Consider the following 19,445-nt stretch of genomic DNA (forward strand, 5'->3'; position numbering starts at 1 on the left):
CCTGAAACGAAGGGGTGGGGGGGGGGATACCAGCGAGAAGTACCAATCCGGACCCTCTCCGGCCGTTAGCACTGGGACGGGAAGTCCCCACAGGTGTCACCCGCCTCAACACCCTAACGTTCGTCGCCAGCGGGTTCCGCCTGGTGGTCCTAGCGAACCAAGCCGAAGGGATGGCCGAAGTTGGACAACCTGACTGCGATGACGTCTTCCGTCACTCCACACCGACGCACGTTGAAGACGAGTCTCTAGACTGCCCGACCCGGCTCACTGAGAGAAGAGTCTCACCTCAAATTTAAACAAGCGGACAGCAAGAGGCGATGAACTGTCAAAAGAGGCGCGAAAACCCTAAAGAGTCACTGAGAACCAGTCCGCGACCGAGGGTTATCTCGGGAGCGACGAGCCGCGTCGTCCGCCGTCGCAGGTACCCGCAGGGAGGTCACGCTCTGTCCAGTTGAAATGGCGGCGGTCGTCGCGACGACAGTCGAGAGGACTCCCCCAGATGTCTGTGTGCCGAACCACCTCGCGCCGCTTCGGCCCGACTTGGCTCGATCCATTCGACTACTTTCTCTGTCCCATCGTCTGATCCGTTCGACTACTTGCTCTGCCCCACCGCCTGATCCGTTCGACTACTCGGTCCGTTCGAGCGATTCAAAGATGAACTCGTCTATTGCTTCTCGCGTCTCCTCCGGGGCGTCCTCGTGACCGAGCGAGATCCGCCGCCCGCGAGCGGCGTGGATAACGTCGGTCACCAACTGGCTCATCCGTTCGGGGTCGAGAACGAAGACATCAGGTCGTACTTCCCGTCGAAATGATAGTGGATCACCTGCCGCGTGAGGTCCAGCTCCTCGCCGATATCGCGCATCCGGAGGTCATTGTAGCCGTGCTTGCTCAGCGCGCGGAACGTCGCCTCCATGATGACCTCCTTCGTATCCTTCGAGGAGCCCGTCTCTCTGCCGGATCTGTCGGAACTGTCGGACTCGATGGCGGAACGCTCTTGGGGAAGATTCCTGTCGGAGCCGCGGTCACCGGAACCCGCGTCGTTCGCGTCGTCCGACAGTGACTCGACGGACTCGTTCGCCGGGCCATCCTGTGAGTCGTTTATGCCAATTTGATACGCGTGAGGTAGATAATACGGTTACTTTTCGCTTTTATTCTCCGACGAGGTCTACACCCTCGATCGAACGATATCACCGCACGTAAACAAACTATCGTCCGAAACTGAACCGGCGTTTCACTCAACCCGCCAAACGAGCGGGTCACACCCGACGAGTGAGCCGGGTCGCGGATCGACGGTCCCCGGGATCCGGTGTCGCCTGCCGCCCGCGACCGCGCCTTCTCATCAGCCGATTCTCCCCCGCCGAACCGCACCCCCGACGCCGAATTTCGGGTTCGTCCGGCGCCGATGCTCCGGATCGGGGGGATGTCTGACGCAGTTCTTAAGTGAGAGCGGTGAGGACCGTACCGTAATCCCCCGAACGGGCGTCGAGCGCACGGATCGAACGGCGTCCGAAACGACAGCGGTGTTCGGGTAAACCACACACGGACTGGAGGTCAGGATGGGACTGCTCACGAATCTCAGAGACAGCATATCGCGGGTCACAGACGGCCTGTTCGCGGCCGACGAGCCCAAGCGGATCGGGATCTACGGACCGCCGAACGCCGGTAAAACGACCCTCGCAAACCGGATCGCACGCGACTGGACGGGTGACGCCGTCGGGCCGGAGAGCCACATCCCCCACGAGACTCGCCGGGCCCGCCGGAAGGAGGGCGTGGAGATCGAACGCAACGGGCGGACGGTCACCATCGACATCGTCGACACGCCCGGCGTGACGACGAAAGTCGACTACAAGGAGTTCTTGGACCACGACATGGAGAAGGACGACGCCGTCCGCCGGTCGCGCGAGGCGACCGAGGGCGTCGCGGAGGCGATGCACTGGCTCCGCGAGGACGTCGACGGCGTCATCTACGTGCTCGACTCGACGTCGGACCCGTTCACCCAGGTGAACACGATGCTGATCGGGATCATCGAGTCGCAGGACCTCCCCGCGCTCATTCTCGCGAACAAGACTGACCTGCCGGGATCGGACGTCCAGCAGATCGCGAACGCCTTCCCGCAACACGAGACGATTCCGCTGTCGGCGTTGGAGGGCGACAACATGGACGAAGTGTACACCAAGATCGCGGAGTACTTCGGCTAATGGCCGGCCCGAAAGCCAACGTCAACGCCGCCGACGATCCCGACGACTCCGACGACGGCGTCCGGATCGACATGATAAGCGGCGCGCGGATGGAGGGGCTCACGAGCATGGAGAAGATCCGGCTCATCCTCGACGGCGTCCGCGAGGGAAACATCGTCATCCTCGAAGAGGGGCTCTCCCCCGACGAGGAGTCGAAGCTCATCGAGGTGACGATGACCGAGATCAGCCCCGACGACTTCACCGGCATCGAGATAGAGACGTACCCCAAGGCCGAGGCGGGCGACCAGAGCTTCCTCGACAAGTTGATGGGCCGCGAGTCGACCCAGAAGCTCACGGTGATCGGCCCGGCGAACAGAATCGAGACCCTCCACAAAGACGAGAACCTCATCAGCACGCTCGTCTCTCGCAAGTAGATGCCCCACCAGTGTACCTCCTGCGGCCGGACGTTCCCCGACGGCTCCAAGGAGATGCTGTCCGGGTGCCCCGACTGCGGCGGGAACAAGTTCCAGTTCAAGCCCGCGAACGCGACGGAGAACGCCGGCCCCGCCGCCGAAGCGGACGAGGCGTCCGACTCCGCCGCCGGAGCGGACGGGACGCCCGCCTCCGACTCGGGGCCGTCCGACGGAACGCGGCCGACCGCGGACGGGGAGGTTGCGTCGGCGTCCGACGAGGGCGCCGCCGCTCGGGGCCCCAACAACGCCGCAGACGCGACGCCGGACGACCGGGCCGATCCGACGCCGGACGATGCCGTGGCGGGCGCCGCATCAACGACCGGGTCCGACGGTACGGAACAGATCGCTGACCGGAGTGACGAGGACATGGCACAGGCGAGCGCGCGATCCGAAGTGGTGTCCCCGGACGAGCTTGACCGCGCGAGCCGCGATGTCGACTCCGCCGAGACCTCGGAGCCGACCGACGAGGAGTCCAAGCCCGGCATCGACGCGCTCCGCGACGAGCTCAACGACCAGTTCGAGAGCATCCGGATCGTCAGCCCCGGCCAGTACGAGCTCAACCTGATGGAGCTGTACGACAGACAGGAGTACATCATCTCGCTTCAAGAGGACGGCCGGTACGTCATCGAAATGCCCGACGCGTGGGGCATCGACGACGAGTGACGCCTTCACTCCCCGTCCCGTCCGGCTTTTCACGCTCCTGACCCCCCAGTTCTCTTCCTGACCGCCCCCGTTCTCGTCCTGACAGGCCCCTTCCCCGTCCCGCCCCGCGCTCTCTGACCGTCGTCTCCCCACATTCCCGGCGATTCCGGACGTCGGTGATCGTTCGTCTCGTTTTATTCGTAGTATAACAACTGAACCGGACGATTCGGCGATTCGGGCGACCCTTGTCGAAGAAGATACTGTTATCCGGCTTCCTCCGCTACGGAGTCGCATGTTTACCGATCGCTCCCGCCGACCGACCCGGAATTCCGGCGTCGGCTCGGCACCCGCCGTCCCGCTCGCCCGCCGCCGACCGCTCGCCGGAGACCGACCCTCTCGGACCCGCGACGGGGTAGCCGCATGCGCGTAGTCGCGAAGTTCGGGGGAACGAGCCTCGGCAGCGGCGACCGGATCGAGCGCGCGGCCGACTCGGTCGCGAGCGCGGTCGCGGCCGGCCACGAGATAGCGGTCGTCGCGAGCGCGATGGGGTCGACCACCGACGACCTCCTCGACGACATCACCTTCGAGACGGACGACGCCGACCGCGCGGAGATCGTCTCGATGGGCGAACGCACCAGCGTCCGCATGCTGAAGGCCGCGCTGTCCGTCCGCGACGTCGACGCCGTCTTCCTCGAACCCGGCCACCCGGATTGGCCGGTCGTCACCAACGAACTCGGCGAGGTCGACGTGGCGGAGACGAAGCGGCGGGCGGAGGAGATCGCGGCCGATATGGACGGCGTCGTCCCGATCATCACTGGGTTCCTCGCCGAGGACCACGAGGGCAACGTCACCACGCTCGGGCGCGGCGGCTCGGACACCACCGCCGTCATGCTCGGCAACTACATAGACGCCGACGAGGTCGTGATCGTCACCGACGTGGAGGGCGTGATGACCGGCGACCCCCGCGTCGTCGAGGGCGCGCGCAACGTGGGCGAGATCACCGTCGACGAGCTGCGCAACCTCTCTTTCCGCGGCGCCGAGGTCGTCGCGCCGTCTGCGCTCTCGTACAAGGACGAGGGGCTCGCGGTTCGGGTCGTCCACTACCAGCACGGTGACCTGCTCCGCGGCGGCACGCGGATCGAAGGCGAGTTCGAGAGCCTGATCGACATGCGCGAGGAGCCGCTCGCGTGTCTCACCATCGCGGGGCGAGCCATCCGCAACCGCCCCGGGATCCTCTCGGAGCTGTCGAACGCGCTGCGCGCCGAGGAGGTCAACATCGACGCGGTCGCGTCCGGCATGGACTCGGTCACCTTCTACGTCGACGTCGACATCGCCGAGACCGCCGAGGCGCTGCTCCACGAGGCGGTCGTCACCGACGAGGCGCTCTCCTCCGTCACCGTCGCCGACCCCATCGCCGTGATCCGCGTCACGGGCGGCGAGCTCCCCAACCAGTCGGGGGTCATTCAGGACATCATCGCGCCCATCGCGGACGCCGGAATCAACATCATCGACCTGATCACGAGCGCCACCTCCGTCGCGGTGTTCGTCGACTGGGACGACCGAGAGGAGGCCCTCGAAATCGTCCAAGAGCGCTTTGACTAAGCCTCGCGGGGATCGACGACCGCGACTCTGACCGGATCGGTGGCTGCGATCCTGATCGGATCGGCGACCGCGACCCTGACCGGATGGGCGGCCGCGGCCCTGACCGGACGACAAACCCCGAAGCGTCCGCCTCAGCCGCTTTCCGCCGGATCGAACCGGTACCTCGTCGTCGCCGTGCCGTCGATCCGCGGCCCGGATCCCGCCGCCTCGAAGCCGAATGCCTCGACCACTTCCGGACCGACCCCGTCGGCGGGGACGATGACTTCGACCGACATTCCCTCTCGTTTCGCGAAGCCGACCGGCTCCTCGAACAGCCGCTCGACCGCGGCCGCGGTGCCCTCGAAGTTCGTCACGTGAACCGTCCCGTCACGCACGTCGAACGCGACGAATCCGGCGACCGCGTCGACCGGGGTGTCGTCACCGCCGTCACCGTCGCCGCTCGGCTCCGACGGCGAGGGCGCTCCCCCCGATTCCGACCCGGCGTCGTCTGTCACCGCGACGCGAACCGACCGGTCGTGGATCATGTTCCGAGCGACGCCGCGGGGTCGGCCCGTCATCGACCCGACGGCCGCGGCGTCGGCCTCGACCGCGTCACGAACTCGCATACGTCAGTACTCTCGGCCGACGGCCTAAAATCGCCGCACGGTTGGCGTCGACCGGATGATTTTAACGACGGGCGGACGGATTGTCTCGCATGTCCAAATCGACCCAGATCGTGGTTGGCACGGTCGGCGTCTCGGCCGTCCTCTCGGTGCTCATCATCCTCTCGTACGTCCTCGGCTGATGTTCTCGCCCCGGGCGCTCGACGACGATATTGAAGCGGTCCGCGATCACTACGCACCGGGATCGCCGGTCCTCGACGTCGAGTCCGACTTCGAGACCCTCCCGCCGGCCGCCGCGGAGGACCTCGGCCTCTTTGTCGACGCGCTCGACCCCGCGTCGTACCCCGCCGAGTGGCTTCCCGAGTCGGTCCCAGACCTACTCGGCAAGCACGCTGGCCCGGCGTTCACCGTCGGACTCCCCGGCGACGGGACGGTCGTCCGGACCGCACAGACCGATCCGCCCGCGGTCCTCGTCAAGCGACGTGCGGAGGGGACGCCCGAAGACTTCCTTGCCTTCCTCGTCGCCGAGCGGCTAGTCCAGATCGACTGCGACCCGGCTCCGGGCGCAGTGAGCGGCGGAGACTCGACCGGGCTCCCCGAGACGTTCCTCCCCTTCTTCGGCGAGCGCTACCGCGACCTCGACGCGGCGATCCGCCGCCCCGACCCGGAGACGGGCGCGTCGACGACGGGATTCGGACCGGCGGACGTGTTCCAGGTCGCGAACGCGCTGTTCGACGCGTGGGTCGGCCTCCACACCCGCGACACGTTCGCGTCGTGGGAGTCGGAGCACCCCCGGCTGTACGACGCGTGGGTCGACGCCGGCAAGCGGCTCTCCGGCCGGCTCGGTGAGCTCTCCGGCGAGGTCGCGCGCGGCGACACGGAGTTCCCGAGCGCGACGGAGTACGCCTGCTCGGCGGTCAACCACGACCTCGACCTCCCGGCGCCGTACGCCGCCCTCGACACGACCGCCTACCGGGACCGCGGGGCCGCCTACGCCGTGGCGTGGACAGAGAAGACGTTCGCGGCGCTCCTCGACGAGAGCTGACGCTTCCTCGCGGCGGCAGACCGCCGCTCAGACGTCTACGACGACGTTCCCGTCCCCGTCGAGGTCGATGACGCCGTCGAACAGGTCGCGGAACCGGTCGAGCGTCGCGACCTCGTGGACCTCTTCGGAGAGGTGGAAGATACCGACCGCGTCGTGCTCGTCGAGGAGGTCGAGGATCTCGCTCGCGGCGTCGTACACCGCGTCGTCGTCGGCGTAGTAGGCCATCTCGGTGAGCGAGTCGACCGAGACGCGCCGCTTCCCCTCGTTCTCGGTGAGGAACCGCTCGACGCGGTCGACGACGCCGTCGAGGTCGTCCGGCGCGGAGACGTAGTAGACGTCGTCGGCGGTCCGTCGCGAGTAGCCGCGCTCGACGGAGAGCGTGTCGAGGATCGTCGCCTTCGTCTCGTCGACGTCGTAGTACTCCAGTTTCTGTTCGACCTCGCGGGCGGTCGTCCGGGTCGAGACGACGAGGAACGCGTCGGTGTCGGTCTTCAGGAAATCGGTGTCGATCCGGTCCGTCTCGCCGATGCTCGGGTGGACGAGCAGGAGTCCCGTGCCACCCGGTATCGCTTCCGGTCCGTTCTCGATCGCGAGCGAGTAGTCCATGGGATCGGCAATCACGCGACCGACTTAACGGTGCGGTCGACGGGCTAATAATTAAGTCAAATAGAATACACCTGTGGTTGAGCAAATGAGCGATACGTCTTCTGGGACATACGACGCTGTCATCGTCGGCGGATTCTCCGGCGTCGTCACCACGATACTCGCCGTCCGTGAACTCCAGGACGTTGATCTGTAAGTCGACCCGCTGGATCCGGACGGGTTGGGTGGCCTCAGCATCACCGGATACTTTTCGATTCGCACTACGCTCACGTTCTCGACGGGGTCGCTACTTCTCCCCCCGCGTTCATTTTCGTCCGGGGAAACGCCCCCTCGCGGTTGGTCTCTGTGATCGCCGCCGGTTTCGTCGGAACGATTCTCGTTTCGTTCCTCTACCCGACTCGACTGACCAATAGAAGGCCCAACAGCACAGCGACTCGAGATTGGAGGAACTCCGCAAAGAGCATCCGACAGGCGAAACTGACGCCCTCAACTACTCGAAAATCGAATCCAGTGACGAAAACACGGAATTACTGAATCGAATGGAGCTAGACAGAGTCCGTCGGGAGTAGCAGGACTACCAAAATCTACGGCTCTATCCGTTTCAAGTGAGTGGCCTCCTGAAACTGATCTCGTCGCTCGTTCTCCCGATCCTGTTCCTCGTAATTGATTCGTACGTACTCTGCGTCTCCACCGCATTCGCCCCCTTCGTTTCATCTGGAGATCGCCGTCACGGACCGATGAGTTGTGACAAGTCTCGATCCTGCGTTCAAACGCGTCGGTCGGTTTTTTTGCCCCGCCCGTCGTCGGTGCGTTCGATGCCCGGGCACGACTCCGCGCGCGACATCTACCGGCAGGCGGTCCCGGTGATAACCGTCAGCCTGATCGCCGGGCTGTTCGCGGGGACGATACTCGCCTCCGACGCCATGCGCGCGAACATCGCGGAGGTCCCCGGGCTCCTCCTGTTGCTCCCGGCGTTCCTCGCCACCCGCGGGGGAGTGTACGGCTCGCTCGGCGCCCGGCTCTCGACCGGGCTCCACCAGGGGATCATCGAACCGCGGTTTCAACCCGACCGGCGACTCACGAACGCGGTCGTTGCCTCCTTCCTGAACGGAATGACCGTCTCCGTGTTCATCGCGGTCGTCACCTACGCGACGCTCGTCTTGTTCGGTGACGGCGGGAGCCTCTTCCAGCTGGTCGGCGTGATGGTCGTCGCGGGCTTCCTCTCGGCGGTGCTGATGATCACGGTGCTCATCGCGGTCATCTTCCTCGGCTACCGCCGCGGGCTCGACCCAGACAACGTCATCGGACCGGTGGTCACCACGCTCGGCGACGTGTTCGGGGTGTTCTTCCTCTTGGTCGGCGTCGCCGCCGTGGGGGCGCTGTCGTGACCGACCCCGAGTCCACCGCGGTCGACGAGTGGTCGGTCCGACGGATCGTCCGGACGATGATCCCCCTGCTCGCCGCGCTGTCGGTGCTTCAGCTCGTCTCGGGGACGGTACTGGAGACGTACGAGGCGGTACTGCTCAGGTACCCGGCCCTGCTAGTCCTCGTTCCCGTCCAGATCGGGACGGCCGGCAACCTCGCGTCGATCACCTGCTCGCGGCTCACGACCCAGCTGTACCTCGGGACCTACGAGCTCAGCCCGTCGAACCCGGCCCTCCGGGCGAACACGGGCGCGGTGTTCGGGCTCGCGGCGACCGTCTTCGGCGCCGTGGGAGTCGCCGCGTGGGCGATCGGGCTCGCGCTCGGCGGGTCGCTCGCGCTCGGCCGGGTGCTGCTGATCTCGTTGGTCTCCGGGCTGTGCCTCGCGGTCCTCGTCGTCGTCGCCAGCGTCGCCGCCGTCGAGGTGTCCTACCGCGTCGGGCTCAATCCGGACGACACGACGATCCCCGTGGTGACGAACCTCTGTGACATCGCCGGCGTGCTGATCCTCTTCGCGGTCGTCTCGGTCGTGCTGTGAGGCCGGAGCGAGCGGCACAGCGCGACCGCGGCGCCGTGACCGCGACAGCGCGCCACGCCCCTCTCAGAACACGCTGTCGGCGGTCGCCGCGCCGACGACGCTGAACATCGCGCCGACGGCGACGGCCTTCGCCGTCGTCGCCACCACCGCGCCGTCGCCGATCCCACCCTCGACGAGGAACGTCTGCGGGGCGTCGAAGATCAGCGCGAGCAGGAGCACGGACCCGAACGCCACCGTCATCAGCGAGACGAAGCGGGTCGGGATCCCGACGAAGTCCGGCTCCTCGTCGACGTCGCGTCCGGTGTCGGCCCGGTACAGCGCGGCGTACCCGATCAGTCCGACGAGCGCGGCGGTCACACCGGCTTGGACCCAGTTCATCCCCGCGGCGAGCTCCCAGACCTCCGCGGTGACGACGAACGGCCCCGCGAGCAGGAAGCCGCCGACCGACTGCTGGGCGATGTCGGCCACCCGGAAGTTCGGTCGGCGGAGCGCTCGCGGTCGCTTCATACCCACCGGCGGGAGCGGAGCCGGTAAAACACCGCCGTTTTTCACCGCTCTCCCCGTTCGGCCGGTATGAGCGTCCGCGAGGAGTTCGACGAGTGGGCGGCGAGCGGGAAGGACCGCGGGATGGAGGACCGCCACTGGCACACCGCGAAACACGTGTTGGCCCGCATGCCGGCCGAGGCGGGCGACGCCGTCCTCGATCTGGGGACCGGCTCCGGCTACGCGCTCCGCGCGCTCCGCGAGCGGGGGATCGACCGCGGCTACGGCCTCGACGGCGCCCCGGAGATGGCCAGCAACGCCCGCGAGTACACCGACGACGACGCGGTCGGCTTCCTCGTCGGCGACTTCGACGAACTCCCCTTCGCCGACGACTCCTTCGACCACGTCTTCTCGATGGAGGCGTTCTACTACGCGGCCGACCCGGTCCACACCCTCGAAGAGGTCCGCCGCGTGCTGAAGCCGGGCGGTACCTTCTACTGCGCGGTGAACTACTTCGCGGAGAGCGAGACGACCCACGCGTGGCAGGAGAACATCGCCGTCGAGATGACGCTGTGGAGCCGCGAGGAGTACCGCGAAGCGTTCCGCGAGGCCGGCCTGTACGTCGCCGAGCAGGACGCGATCCCGGACCGCGAGACCGAGATTCCCGACGCCTCCGAGTTCCCGACCGAGGGGTACGAGACGCGCGAGGCGATGGTGGACCGCTACCGGACGTGGGGGACGCTGCTGACGGTCGGTGTGGCTCCCTGAGTCGGTCCGTCGGGATTCGACCTCCCGTGGCGGCCGGTGCGAGACGAACAGTTGATCTCCCAACCGTTTTACCGAGTCCCACAGTCATCTCCCTCAATGGACGTCCGCCGTGCCCTCCTCGGCCGTCCCGACGGTCGCTTCCGTATCGCCGGCACCGTCGGTCTCGTGTTCGTCTTTGCGTTCGTCCTCTACGCCGCCTACTGGCGGTCGAACGCGGCGTACGGTGCGAGTACGGAGGTGACCACCCAACTCGGTGCCATCCGCGCGGTCGCCCCGGAGATCAGCGACATCGGTCACTCGCGTGCCACCGCCGTCCTCTACCTGCCCGCCGCGGCGATCGCTATCCTCGTTCAGTATCACGGTGGCGCCGCCATCTACACGCTCGCAGCGGGGCCCGCCATCCCGGTCGCGTCGGCTCTCGCGCGTGCGGCGTTCAGCCCCTTGCCGGACGTACTGGAGATGGAGGTCCTCGGCGTCACGCTTCCGACTCACCTCCGGCTCGGCCTCGCGGTCGGCGCCTTCGCCGTCGTCGTCGGTTCTGCCCTCCGTCGATTGAGTCCCCCGAGCGAGCGTTCAGCGTCGGAACGCTTCTTCGGCTCGTCGGGGGAGCGGCACAGAGCGGTTGTCGTCATCGCTGTCGCCGCCGTTCTCTCGGTCCCGTCCACGTTCTGGTTATATGCCTCCTATCCGACCTACCAGCCGTTCGGGTACGCCGTGTTCGGGGCTCCGATCGCGGCGCTCGTCTACTGGTACCGGGGCGGGATCGCACTCGCGTGGCTCGGTGACGCCGCGGCCGTCTTGGGACACGCAACCGCGATCGCGTTTATCGCCGATTCGCCCGACTACGTCCTCGATCCGGCCTTCTTCGTTCCCGCGTTCGCCGTTGCGACCGCGCTCGGGTCGCTCGGCGCGGGCGTCGCCGTCGGCTTTCGAGGACTGTACGTGGTCGTCAGCCGCCGGGACGCTGTAGGGTCGGGATCGCACTGGGGGTAGGTCGCGAGACGGCGCCCTTGGTCTGCCCCCGGCCGCCAGCGGTTCGCGCGCGCAACTCGCGGCCTTCGCTTCGCTCCGGCCGCTCACCGACACGCGCCGCCGCGCGTTCTTCCGCTATGTTCGGCCCGTTCCGACGGTTTAAATCGAGGCGGGGCCCAGACTCCGGTAATGGAACCGAGTTCGCTCTCCGGGCTCCCCGCGGGCGTCGGCGAGGCGCTCGAAGCGGAGGGCGTCGCGGAGCTGTATCCGCCGCAGGAAGCGGCGGTCGAGGCGGGCGTCACCGACGGCGAGAGCCTCGTCGCGGCGGTCCCGACCGCGTCCGGCAAGACGCTGATCGCCGAGCTGGCGATGCTCTCCTCCGTCGAGCGCGGCGGCAAGGCGCTGTACATCGTCCCGCTGCGCGCGCTCGCCAGCGAGAAGAAGGCCGAGTTCGAGCGCTGGGAAGAGTTCGATGTGACGGTCGGCGTCTCCACCGGCAACTACGACTCCGACGGCGAGTGGCTCGCCAGCCGCGACATCATCGTCGCCACCTCGGAGAAGGTCGACTCGCTCATCCGCAACGGCGCCCCGTGGATCGACGACCTCACCTGCGTCGTCAGCGACGAGGTCCACCTCGTCGACGACTCGCACCGCGGCCCCACCCTCGAAGTGACCCTCGCGAAGCTCCGCAAGGTGAACCCCGGCCTCCAGACGGTCGCGCTCTCGGCGACCGTCGGCAACGCCGACGTCATCGCGGACTGGCTCGACGCCGAACTCGTCGAGTCCGACTGGCGACCGATCGAGCTCCACACCGGCGTCCACTTCGGCAACGCGATCAACTTCGACGACGGGAGCCAGCGCGAGGTCCCAGTCGAGCGCGGCGAGGACCAGACCGCGAGGCTCGTCGCCGACGCCCTGGACACCGAGGAGGACGGCCAGGGCGGCTCCTCGCTCGTCTTCGTCAATTCGCGGCGCAACGCCGAGTCGTCGGCCCGCAAGCTCACCGACGTGACGGGGCCGCGGCTCACTGGCGACGAGCGCGACCGCCTCCGCGAGCTGGCCGAGGAGATCCGCGGCGTCTCCGACACCGACACCTCCGAGGACCTCGCCGACGCGGTCGAGGAGGGGTCGGCGTTCCACCACGCCGGCCTCGCGAGCGAGCACCGCAGCCTCGTCGAGGACGCCTTCCGCGACCGCCTCATCAAGTGCGTCTCCGCGACGCCGACGCTCGCGGCCGGCGTCAACACGCCCGCGCGCCGCGTGATAGTCCGCGACTGGCGGCGTTACGACGGCGAGTTCGGCGGGATGAAACCGCTCGACGTGCTCGAGGTCCACCAGATGTGCGGCCGCGCGGGCCGCCCCGGCCTCGACCCCTACGGCGAGGCGGTGCTGCTCGCGAACAACGCCGACACCCGCGAGGAGCTGTTCGAGCGGTACGTCTGGGCCGAGGCCGAACCCGTCCGCTCGAAGCTCGCCGCCGAGCCCGCCCTCCGCACCCACGTCCTCGCGACGGTCGCGTCCGGCTTCGCCGCCACCCGCGACGGGCTCCTCTCGTTCCTCGACAACACGCTCTACGCCACGCAGACCGACGACGAGGGGCGGCTCGCGGCGGTCACCGACACCGTCCTCGACTACCTCGAAGTCAACGGCTTCGTCGAGCGCGACCGCGACGGCGGGAGCGAGGGCCTCGCCGCGACCGGGATCGGTCACACCGTCTCGCGGCTCTACCTCGACCCGATGAGCGCGGCCGAGATACTCGACGGGCTTCGGACCGTCGCGGATGACGGGTCCGGGCCTGTCGGATCCGCGGACGCGGACGGCGAGTTCGTCGCGGCCGACGACCCGACCGCCGACGCCGACGACCCCGGGTTCACCACGTACACTCGCGCCGGCGAGGACGAACCGGACGACCCCGCCTCAGAGGGGCCGGCGTCGGCCGGCGACGCCGCCCCGGCGGTCACGCCGCTCGGACTCTACCACCTCGTCAGCCGGACGCCCGACACCTACGAGCTGTACCTCAAGTCGGGCGACCGCGAGGAGTACACCGAGGTCTGCTACGAGCGCGAGGCGGAGCTCCTCGGCGACGTGCCCTCCGAGTACGAGGACGTGCGCTTCGAGGACTGGCTCGCCGCGCTGAAGACGGGGCGCCTGCTCGAAGACTGGGCTAACGAGGTGGACGAGGACCGGATCGCGGAGCGGTACGGCGTCGGCCCCGGCGACATCCGCGGGAAGGTCGACACCGCCGAGTGGCTCCTCCGGGCGGCCGAGACGCTCGCGCGCGACGTGGAGGGGATCGACGGCGACACCGTCGTCCAGGTGCGCGAGGCCCGCAAGCGGCTGGAGTACGGGGTCCGGGAGGAACTCCTCGACCTCGCGGGCGTCCGCAACGTCGGTCGGAAGCGCGCCCGCCGCCTCTACGAGGCAGGCATCGAGAGCCGCGCCGACCTCCGCGAGGCGGACAAGGCGGTCGTCCTCGGCGCGCTGCGGGGCCGCGAGCGAACCGCCGAGCGCATCCTGGAGAACGCCGGCCGCGAGGACCCCTCGCTCGACGGCGTCGACCCCGACAGCTCGGCCTCCGCGGCGGCGACCGCGGGCGCGGACGCCGACGCCGACGGCGACGGACAGGCCAGCCTGGGTGATTTCGGATGACCGACTCCGCGGCCGGCGGCGACGGGATGCCAGCGCCCGACCCCGGGGTCAACCTCGTCGCCGGCACCTTCGCGATCGACGACCTCGACGCGTTTCTCGCGGACCTCGACGCGATTGCGGCCGATACCGGCGCGGTCGTCCAGGCGTTTGACGCCGACCTCGTCGTCTCCCCGACGCACCTCCGCGAGGCGGCGCGACTGGCGGCGCGGGCGATCGCTCGCGGCGAGGCCGTCGCGCGCGACCCGGGCGTCGAGGTCCTGCTGTACGCGGCCGGGCGCAGGCAGATCGACCGCGCGCTCGAACTTGGCGTCTCGGAGGGCGAGCGCGCCGCGGTCGTCCTCGTCGCGGACTTCGGTGACGTGTCCGGCGCCGACCGCCCGTCCGCGGACCTCGACCAGGCGACCGAGTCCGTTCGCGAACTCGCCGCCGACTCGCGCACCGACCCCGATGACTCCGGGCTTCCGGTCGACTTCGACGAGGAACGGGTGCGCGAGTTCTACGGAGTCACTGATCGCGAACTCACCGCGACTACCGGCGGTCTCGCCGATGTCGTCCGCGAGCGGGTCGCCCTGCTTGACGTCGAGAAGTGACGGCGGCCGCCCGCTCATCGGTACCCCTTCGTTTCAACTGGAAACCACGAGACGTGGATGCCACTCCGTTCCACTCGAAACGAGACCGAGAGAAGTAGTCCATCCTGGATTCGAACCAGGGTCGTTGCCCCCAGAAGGCAACAGGATTGGCCACTACCCCAATGGACTGCGCACCTACAGATAGCCAGTACGTGTTTGTAAGCGTTGCGCGTTGCGGTCGCCGTGCGATCGGTTGACGAGCATCGGCGGGCGCCGGCGGGCGTCGCCGCCCGCCCCCACTGTTGTCGTCGCCGTCCTGTCCCCACTGTTGTCGTCGCCGTCCCGCCGTCACCGCCCCGCCGTCGCCGGCGGCAGATCATGAAGAGGGCATCTCGCCCACAGATCGCGTTCGTGCGCATATCGATGCGCTTTATGCGACTCGATACACACGAAAATGTATGTACGTCGGACGATTCGTCGTCGTCGCGCCCGGCATCGGCGGCTACCGCGTCTCTTCGCGCTCGTTCCCGAACCGCCGCGTCCGCGACCGCGGCGGGACGCTCACCGTCGGCCCGACCGCGGACGCGCCGGAGACCGACAACCCCTACGTCTCGTACAACTGCGCTCGCGCGGTCGAGACCCCGACCGAGGAGCCGCTGGCGGTCCTCGGCAACGGCTCGCACGTCGACCCGGTCGCGGAGAAACTGGAGCGCGGGTACCCCGCGCGCGACGCGCTCGCCTCCGCGCTACTCGCGCTCGACTACGAGAAGGACGACTACGACACGCCTCGCGTCGCCGGCGTGGTCGGCGCTGAGTCGGCGACGATCGGAACCGTCCGCCGCGACGCGCTCCTCGTCGAGGCCGTCGAGGAGCCGACCGTCGTCGCGACCTACGAGACGGACTCTCCCGAGCCGTACGACCTGACCGCGACCGACGCCGAGCCCGTTGCGACCGAACTGCTCGGCGCCGACCTCGAACACCCGGTCTGCGCCGCGGGCGCGACCGTCGACGCCGACGGCGTCTCGCTCGCGTTCGACAACGGCGGCGACTGAGCGACGGACGACTGGGCGCTGCCCAGGGCGCGGGCTCGGCGTCGGCGTCGCTCGCGCTGCCGCCCGGCTTTCCGTCTCCTGACGCTCGCCTTTCCGCCCCCCGACACGCGGCCTTTCGCTTGCCGATCCTCGCCTTTCCGCCTCCCGACGCCTTTTGCCTCCCCCGTCCGACCCACACCCATGGAGCCGATCACCGCGGCCGACTACCACGACATCGCGGTCCCGTCCGACCCCCGGATCTCGCCGGGCGACGACCGCGTCGCCTTCGTGCGCCGACAGCCGAACGACGACGACAGCTACGAGACGACGGTGTACCTCGTCGACGCAGCGGGCGAGGGCGAGCCACGCCGCCTCACCCTCGCCGAGGGCGCCGACGCCGAGCCGCGCTGGAGTCCCTCGGGGGACCGCATCGCGTTCACCTCCACCCGCGGCGCGGCCGACGACCGCCAGCAGCTGTGGGTCCTCCCGCTCGACGGCGGCGAGGCCCGTCGCGTCACCGACGTGGTCGGCGGCGTCTCGTCGATCGCGTGGTCGCCCGACGGCGAGCGGATCGCCTTTGTCCAGTCCGTGACCGCCGACGACCGCGAGGCCGACCGCGACCTCGCGGTGCCGGACGACTACGAGCCCGAGGACCACCCCGACCCGCGCGTCATCGACCGGACCGTCTACCGCGCCGCCGAGCGTCACTTCGACGGCCGACGCCCCGGCGTGTACGTCGTCGACGCCGACGCGACGGTCGGCGGCGTCACCGACCCCGACCCGGCCGAGTCCGGCGCGGTCGACCGAGTCACGGACAGGGAGGCCGACTTCGCCGCGCCGTCGTGGGGCGACGCCGACACGCTGTACTACACCGAGGCGGTCGGCGACGACCCCGACGACTCCGTCGAGATCGCGATCCACGCCCACGACCTCGACGCGGGCGAGGCCGAGCGCGTCCACACCACGACCGGGTGGGGCGCCGACCTCGCGGCGACCGCGGACGGCCGCGTCGCGTTCACGCATGCGGAGCCGAAGCAGGTGTCGATGCAGCCGACGGACCTCCGCGTCCTCGACGTCGAGTCGGGCTCGGTCACCGACCTCACCGGCGGTGTCGACCGGGGCCTCGGCCGCGGGACGACCCCGCAGTGGGGGCCGGCCGACGAGACGCTGTACTTCGCGACGCCCGACGAGGGGAAGACGGCGCTGTGGCGGGTCCCCGCAGACGGGAGCGAGACGCCCGAGCGCCTGCTCCGGCCGGGGACCGTCTCGGGCGCGACCGTCGGGGGCGACGCCGACGCGGGTCCCGAGTCGGTCACCGTCGCGTTCGCCGCCAGCGAGTGGGACCACCCGGGCGACGCGTTCGCCTACGACGCCGCGGCCGACGAGACGACCCGCCTGACCGACCTGAACGCCGACTACCTCGACGAGCGCGCGGTCGGCGAGCCCGAGGAGCTTCGCTTCGAGTCCGACGGCGTCGAGATCCAGGGGTGGTTGCTGACCCCGCCAGTCGAGGCCGGTGACGCCGAGTCCGCCGACGCGGACGGTCAGTACCCGCTCGCGGTCGAGATCCACGGCGGCCCGCACGCGATGTGGTCGACCGCCGGGACGATGTGGCACGAGTTCCAGACGCTCGCGGCCCGCGGCTACGCCGTCTTCTGGTCGAACCCCCGCGGCTCGACCGGCTACGGCGAGGCGTTCACGCAAGCAATCGAGCGCGACTGGGGCGCGATCACGCTCCGCGACGTGATGGCGGGCGTCGAGACGGTCGCCGACCGCCCCCAGATCGACGACTCGAACGCGTTCGTCACCGGCGGCTCCTTCGGCGGGTTCATGACCGCGTGGGCGGTCGGGCAGACGGACTACTTCCGCGCGGCCGTCTCCCAGCGTGGCGTCTACGACCTCACCGGCTTCTACGGGTCGACCGACGCGGCGTACAAACTCGTCGAGGGCGACTTCGACACGGTGCCCTCGGCGGAGCCGGAGTGGCTCTGGGAGCAGTCGCCGACGGGCCACGCCGACGCGGTCGACACCCCGACCCTGCTGATTCACTCCGAGGACGACACCCGGACGCCGATCTGTACGGCGGAGCTGTACCACCGGCTCTTACGGAAGAACGGCGTCGACACCCGATTCGTCAGGTACCCCCGCGAGGGCCACGAGCTCTCGCGGTCCGGCGAGCCCGCGCACGTCGTCGACCGCATCGAGCGGATCGCCCGCTGGTTCGACGGCTACTCCGAGCACCACGACGCCGAGCGCGCGCTCGACCGCCCTGAGGACGACGGGCTGAGCGCCGGAGAAGAGCCGGAGGACTCGGCAGACTCCGAGACGTAGTCGCCGCGAGCGACGCGATCAGCTCTCGTCCGGCTCGAACCCGTCGATGGCGTCGTGGACGTCGGCCACCCACTCGTCGAGGGCGTCGTGGAGCCGGCGCTTGGCCTCCGGCACGGGCGTCGCGGTGTACTGGTAGACGTAGCCGCCGGAGTCGAGCAGGCGGCGGCGGCGCTCGACGAGCCCCTTCTCGCGGAGCGTCGACAGCGAACGGTTCACGTTCGAGCGGTCCCGGTCGGGCGCGTCGGCGAGCGCCGACACGGTGCTGCCCGGGTGCTCCAGCAGCGCGAGGTACGGGCGGCTCTCGTGGTCGCGCACGCCGAAGACACAAGAGAGGACGTGTTCGAAGGAGGGAGAGCCGTCGCCGACGAGGTCCTCGATTTCGGGGTCGCTCATGCGGGCCGATTCGTGCGCGGCGAGGTTAAATGCCGGTTTCTCCGACTCGGGGTGGTCACTCCTTGGCGGCGTACCCCATCTGGTCGATACAGCCGCGCATCCCTGACTCGTCGGCGTGCCGGTGGAGGTTCGTCGGCGTGTCGCAGTGGTACGTCTCCCCGTCGTATCGGAGGGCGACCTCGTGGTTGGCGCCCGCGACCTCGACGTCGACGAGGATCCGCTGCCCGTCGTTGAGCGCGTCGATGAGTTCGTCCACGGACAGCTCGCCCGCCTCGACTCGGAGTACCTCGCTCATGGGCTCGATTCAGCGGTGAGCGAGTTAAAGACGACCGATGTGGCTCCGCGTTCGCGGCCGCCCGACACGCTCCGCCTCACGTCGTCGTCGAGTCCGGCCCGCCCTCCTCGGCGGGCGGCTCGACGCCCTCGGCGGCCGCGACCTCGTCGGTCCGCTTCTCGGTCTCGACGTGCCAGCGGTCGATTTCGGACTCGTACTCGTCGAGGACCGCCGACACCTCCGATTTCAGCTCGTCGTCGTTGACGTTCACCTCGAAGACGAACGTCTCGCCGTCCTCGGCTCGGGCGACCTCCTGGATGTTGGCGCTGACGAGATCGTTGTCGAAGTAGTACGGCGCCACTTGAGTCATCACGTTCCGGTAGACGGCGTCCTCCACCTTCCGGATCGCCTTCCGACCGGCCGAGTCGGCCGCCCGGGCGACGTGTCCGATCGACTCGCCCCAGCTTTCGCGGGCGCTCTCGGTGTCGTTCTCCTCGACCTTCTCGTAGGACTCGGTGAGCTTCTCGCCGGCCGTCTGGAGGTCGTCGCCCGGCGATTTTCCCGCGCGCTCGCCCTCTCCCTCGTCGACGGACGCCTGCGCCGCGGTCTTCTCCGAGACGTCCTCGTCGATGCGCTCGTGGGTCTTGGGACGCCACTCGTCGAACTCGTAGTAGGCGTCGCTGTCGACGCCCACCTCCCGGAGCGCCAAGGCGATCCGCTCGCCGTGTTCGTCGATGTCGCCCCAGTCCCCGCGCCCCTTGAAGCCGGAGATGCTCTCTTCCATCGGTTGCCCTCATTACGGAACGGAGGGGTATAAGTCTCTCCGAACTGACGGGACTCGGCCGCTCGGTTCGCCGGCCGGAACCGCTAC

Annotated in this window: 20 protein-coding genes, 1 tRNA gene and 1 pseudogene; 14 read left to right on the forward strand and 8 right to left on the reverse strand. The window is 68.8% G+C overall.

Going from position 1 to position 19,445, the window contains the following annotated elements:
- Positions 1-626 precede the first annotated feature (626 nt).
- Positions 627-1,102, reverse strand: a pseudogene (locus B9H04_RS19520) (TetR/AcrR family transcriptional regulator).
- 454 nt (positions 1,103-1,556) lie between these two features.
- Here B9H04_RS19520 and B9H04_RS11710 point away from each other — a divergent pair.
- From B9H04_RS11710 to B9H04_RS11725, 4 genes are all read left to right on the forward strand, one after another.
- Positions 1,557-2,198 (forward strand): Era-like GTP-binding protein, encoded by a 642-nt coding sequence (locus B9H04_RS11710; protein WP_049931966.1) that lies wholly within the window; start codon positions 1,557-1,559, stop codon positions 2,196-2,198.
- Complete coding sequence (locus B9H04_RS11715; RefSeq protein WP_049931967.1) at positions 2,198-2,611, forward strand: DUF2073 domain-containing protein; 414 nt, start codon at positions 2,198-2,200, stop codon at positions 2,609-2,611. Before B9H04_RS11710 ends, B9H04_RS11715 begins: the two co-directional genes overlap by 1 nt.
- On the forward strand, positions 2,612-3,313 hold the full coding sequence (locus B9H04_RS11720; protein WP_085682729.1) for a Zn-ribbon domain-containing protein: 702 nt from the start codon (positions 2,612-2,614) through the stop codon (positions 3,311-3,313).
- Between the two features lie 399 nt (positions 3,314-3,712).
- Positions 3,713-4,894 carry an aspartate kinase gene (locus B9H04_RS11725; RefSeq protein ID WP_049931970.1) on the forward strand — a complete coding sequence of 394 codons (1,182 nt, stop codon included), beginning with the start codon at positions 3,713-3,715 and terminating at the stop codon, positions 4,892-4,894.
- Between the two features lie 131 nt (positions 4,895-5,025).
- Here B9H04_RS11725 and B9H04_RS11730 read toward each other — a convergent pair whose 3' ends face one another.
- Positions 5,026-5,499, reverse strand: coding sequence for a hypothetical protein (locus B9H04_RS11730; protein WP_049931971.1), 474 nt, complete (start codon positions 5,497-5,499; stop codon positions 5,026-5,028).
- Positions 5,500-5,588: 89 nt separating this feature from the next.
- Here B9H04_RS11730 and B9H04_RS19740 point away from each other — a divergent pair, with 89 nt between their 5' ends.
- Together B9H04_RS19740 and B9H04_RS11735 are read left to right on the forward strand one after the other, a co-directional pair.
- Positions 5,589-5,678 carry a hypothetical protein gene (locus B9H04_RS19740; protein ID WP_425433471.1) on the forward strand — a complete coding sequence of 30 codons (90 nt, stop codon included), beginning with the start codon at positions 5,589-5,591 and terminating at the stop codon, positions 5,676-5,678.
- On the forward strand, positions 5,678-6,541 hold the full coding sequence (locus tag B9H04_RS11735; protein WP_085682730.1) for a DUF7089 family protein: 864 nt from the start codon (positions 5,678-5,680) through the stop codon (positions 6,539-6,541). Before B9H04_RS19740 ends, B9H04_RS11735 begins: the two co-directional genes overlap by 1 nt.
- Before the next feature lie 27 nt (positions 6,542-6,568).
- On the opposite strand, the gene B9H04_RS11740 is transcribed toward B9H04_RS11735, so the two are convergent.
- The gene (locus tag B9H04_RS11740) at positions 6,569-7,147 is read right to left on the reverse strand and encodes a DUF7090 family protein (protein WP_049931973.1); all 579 of its coding nucleotides are present in this window, start codon (positions 7,145-7,147) and stop codon (positions 6,569-6,571) included.
- Between the two features lie 812 nt (positions 7,148-7,959).
- Between B9H04_RS11740 and B9H04_RS11745 the strand changes: the two genes are divergently transcribed.
- Positions 7,960-8,532, forward strand: coding sequence for a magnesium transporter (locus B9H04_RS11745; RefSeq protein ID WP_049931974.1), 573 nt, complete (start codon positions 7,960-7,962; stop codon positions 8,530-8,532).
- Positions 8,529-9,104: a magnesium transporter gene (locus B9H04_RS11750; RefSeq protein WP_049931976.1), complete on the forward strand. Its 576-nt coding sequence runs from the start codon at positions 8,529-8,531 to the stop codon at positions 9,102-9,104. The genes B9H04_RS11745 and B9H04_RS11750 overlap by 4 nt, the downstream gene beginning before the upstream one ends.
- A 63-nt stretch (positions 9,105-9,167) precedes the next feature.
- On the opposite strand, the gene B9H04_RS11755 is transcribed toward B9H04_RS11750, so the two are convergent.
- Positions 9,168-9,611 (reverse strand): hypothetical protein, encoded by a 444-nt coding sequence (locus B9H04_RS11755; protein WP_049931978.1) that lies wholly within the window; start codon positions 9,609-9,611, stop codon positions 9,168-9,170.
- A 66-nt stretch (positions 9,612-9,677) separates the two neighbouring features.
- On the opposite strand from B9H04_RS11755, the gene B9H04_RS11760 reads away from it, so the two are divergent.
- From B9H04_RS11760 to cgi121, 4 genes are all read left to right on the forward strand, one after another.
- Positions 9,678-10,355, forward strand: coding sequence for a class I SAM-dependent methyltransferase (locus B9H04_RS11760; RefSeq protein WP_049931979.1), 678 nt, complete (start codon positions 9,678-9,680; stop codon positions 10,353-10,355).
- A 96-nt stretch (positions 10,356-10,451) separates the two neighbouring features.
- Complete coding sequence (locus B9H04_RS11765; protein WP_049931980.1) at positions 10,452-11,348, forward strand: hypothetical protein; 897 nt, start codon at positions 10,452-10,454, stop codon at positions 11,346-11,348.
- Between the two features lie 168 nt (positions 11,349-11,516).
- Positions 11,517-13,976: an ATP-dependent DNA helicase gene (locus tag B9H04_RS11770; RefSeq protein ID WP_049931981.1), complete on the forward strand. Its 2,460-nt coding sequence runs from the start codon at positions 11,517-11,519 to the stop codon at positions 13,974-13,976.
- A complete protein-coding gene (gene cgi121, locus B9H04_RS11775) occupies positions 13,973-14,566 on the forward strand; it encodes a KEOPS complex subunit Cgi121 (protein WP_049931982.1) in 594 nt (197 codons plus the stop codon). Before B9H04_RS11770 ends, cgi121 begins: the two co-directional genes overlap by 4 nt.
- 95 nt (positions 14,567-14,661) lie before the next feature.
- Here cgi121 and B9H04_RS11780 read toward each other — a convergent pair.
- Positions 14,662-14,734 (reverse strand) — tRNA-Gln (locus B9H04_RS11780).
- A 269-nt stretch (positions 14,735-15,003) separates the two neighbouring features.
- Here B9H04_RS11780 and B9H04_RS11785 point away from each other — a divergent pair.
- Both B9H04_RS11785 and B9H04_RS11790 read left to right on the forward strand, forming a co-directional pair.
- Positions 15,004-15,597: an IMP cyclohydrolase gene (locus B9H04_RS11785; protein WP_049931983.1), complete on the forward strand. Its 594-nt coding sequence runs from the start codon at positions 15,004-15,006 to the stop codon at positions 15,595-15,597.
- Between the two features lie 180 nt (positions 15,598-15,777).
- A complete protein-coding gene (locus B9H04_RS11790; protein WP_049931984.1) occupies positions 15,778-17,907 on the forward strand; it encodes a S9 family peptidase in 2,130 nt (709 codons plus the stop codon).
- 18 nt (positions 17,908-17,925) lie between these two features.
- Here B9H04_RS11790 and B9H04_RS11795 read toward each other — a convergent pair whose 3' ends face one another.
- From B9H04_RS11795 to B9H04_RS11805, 3 genes are all read right to left on the reverse strand, one after another.
- Complete coding sequence (locus B9H04_RS11795; protein ID WP_085682731.1) at positions 17,926-18,300, reverse strand: helix-turn-helix domain-containing protein; 375 nt, start codon at positions 18,298-18,300, stop codon at positions 17,926-17,928.
- A gap of 55 nt (positions 18,301-18,355) precedes the next feature.
- Complete coding sequence (locus B9H04_RS11800; RefSeq protein WP_049931988.1) at positions 18,356-18,595, reverse strand: hypothetical protein; 240 nt, start codon at positions 18,593-18,595, stop codon at positions 18,356-18,358.
- Positions 18,596-18,671: 76 nt separating this feature from the next.
- Positions 18,672-19,358 carry a DUF5828 family protein gene (locus tag B9H04_RS11805; RefSeq protein ID WP_085682732.1) on the reverse strand — a complete coding sequence of 229 codons (687 nt, stop codon included), beginning with the start codon at positions 19,356-19,358 and terminating at the stop codon, positions 18,672-18,674.
- Positions 19,359-19,445: the final 87 nt, after the last annotated feature.

Source organism: Halorubrum ezzemoulense DSM 17463 (assembly GCF_002114285.1).
Taxonomy (GTDB): domain Archaea; phylum Halobacteriota; class Halobacteria; order Halobacteriales; family Haloferacaceae; genus Halorubrum; species Halorubrum ezzemoulense.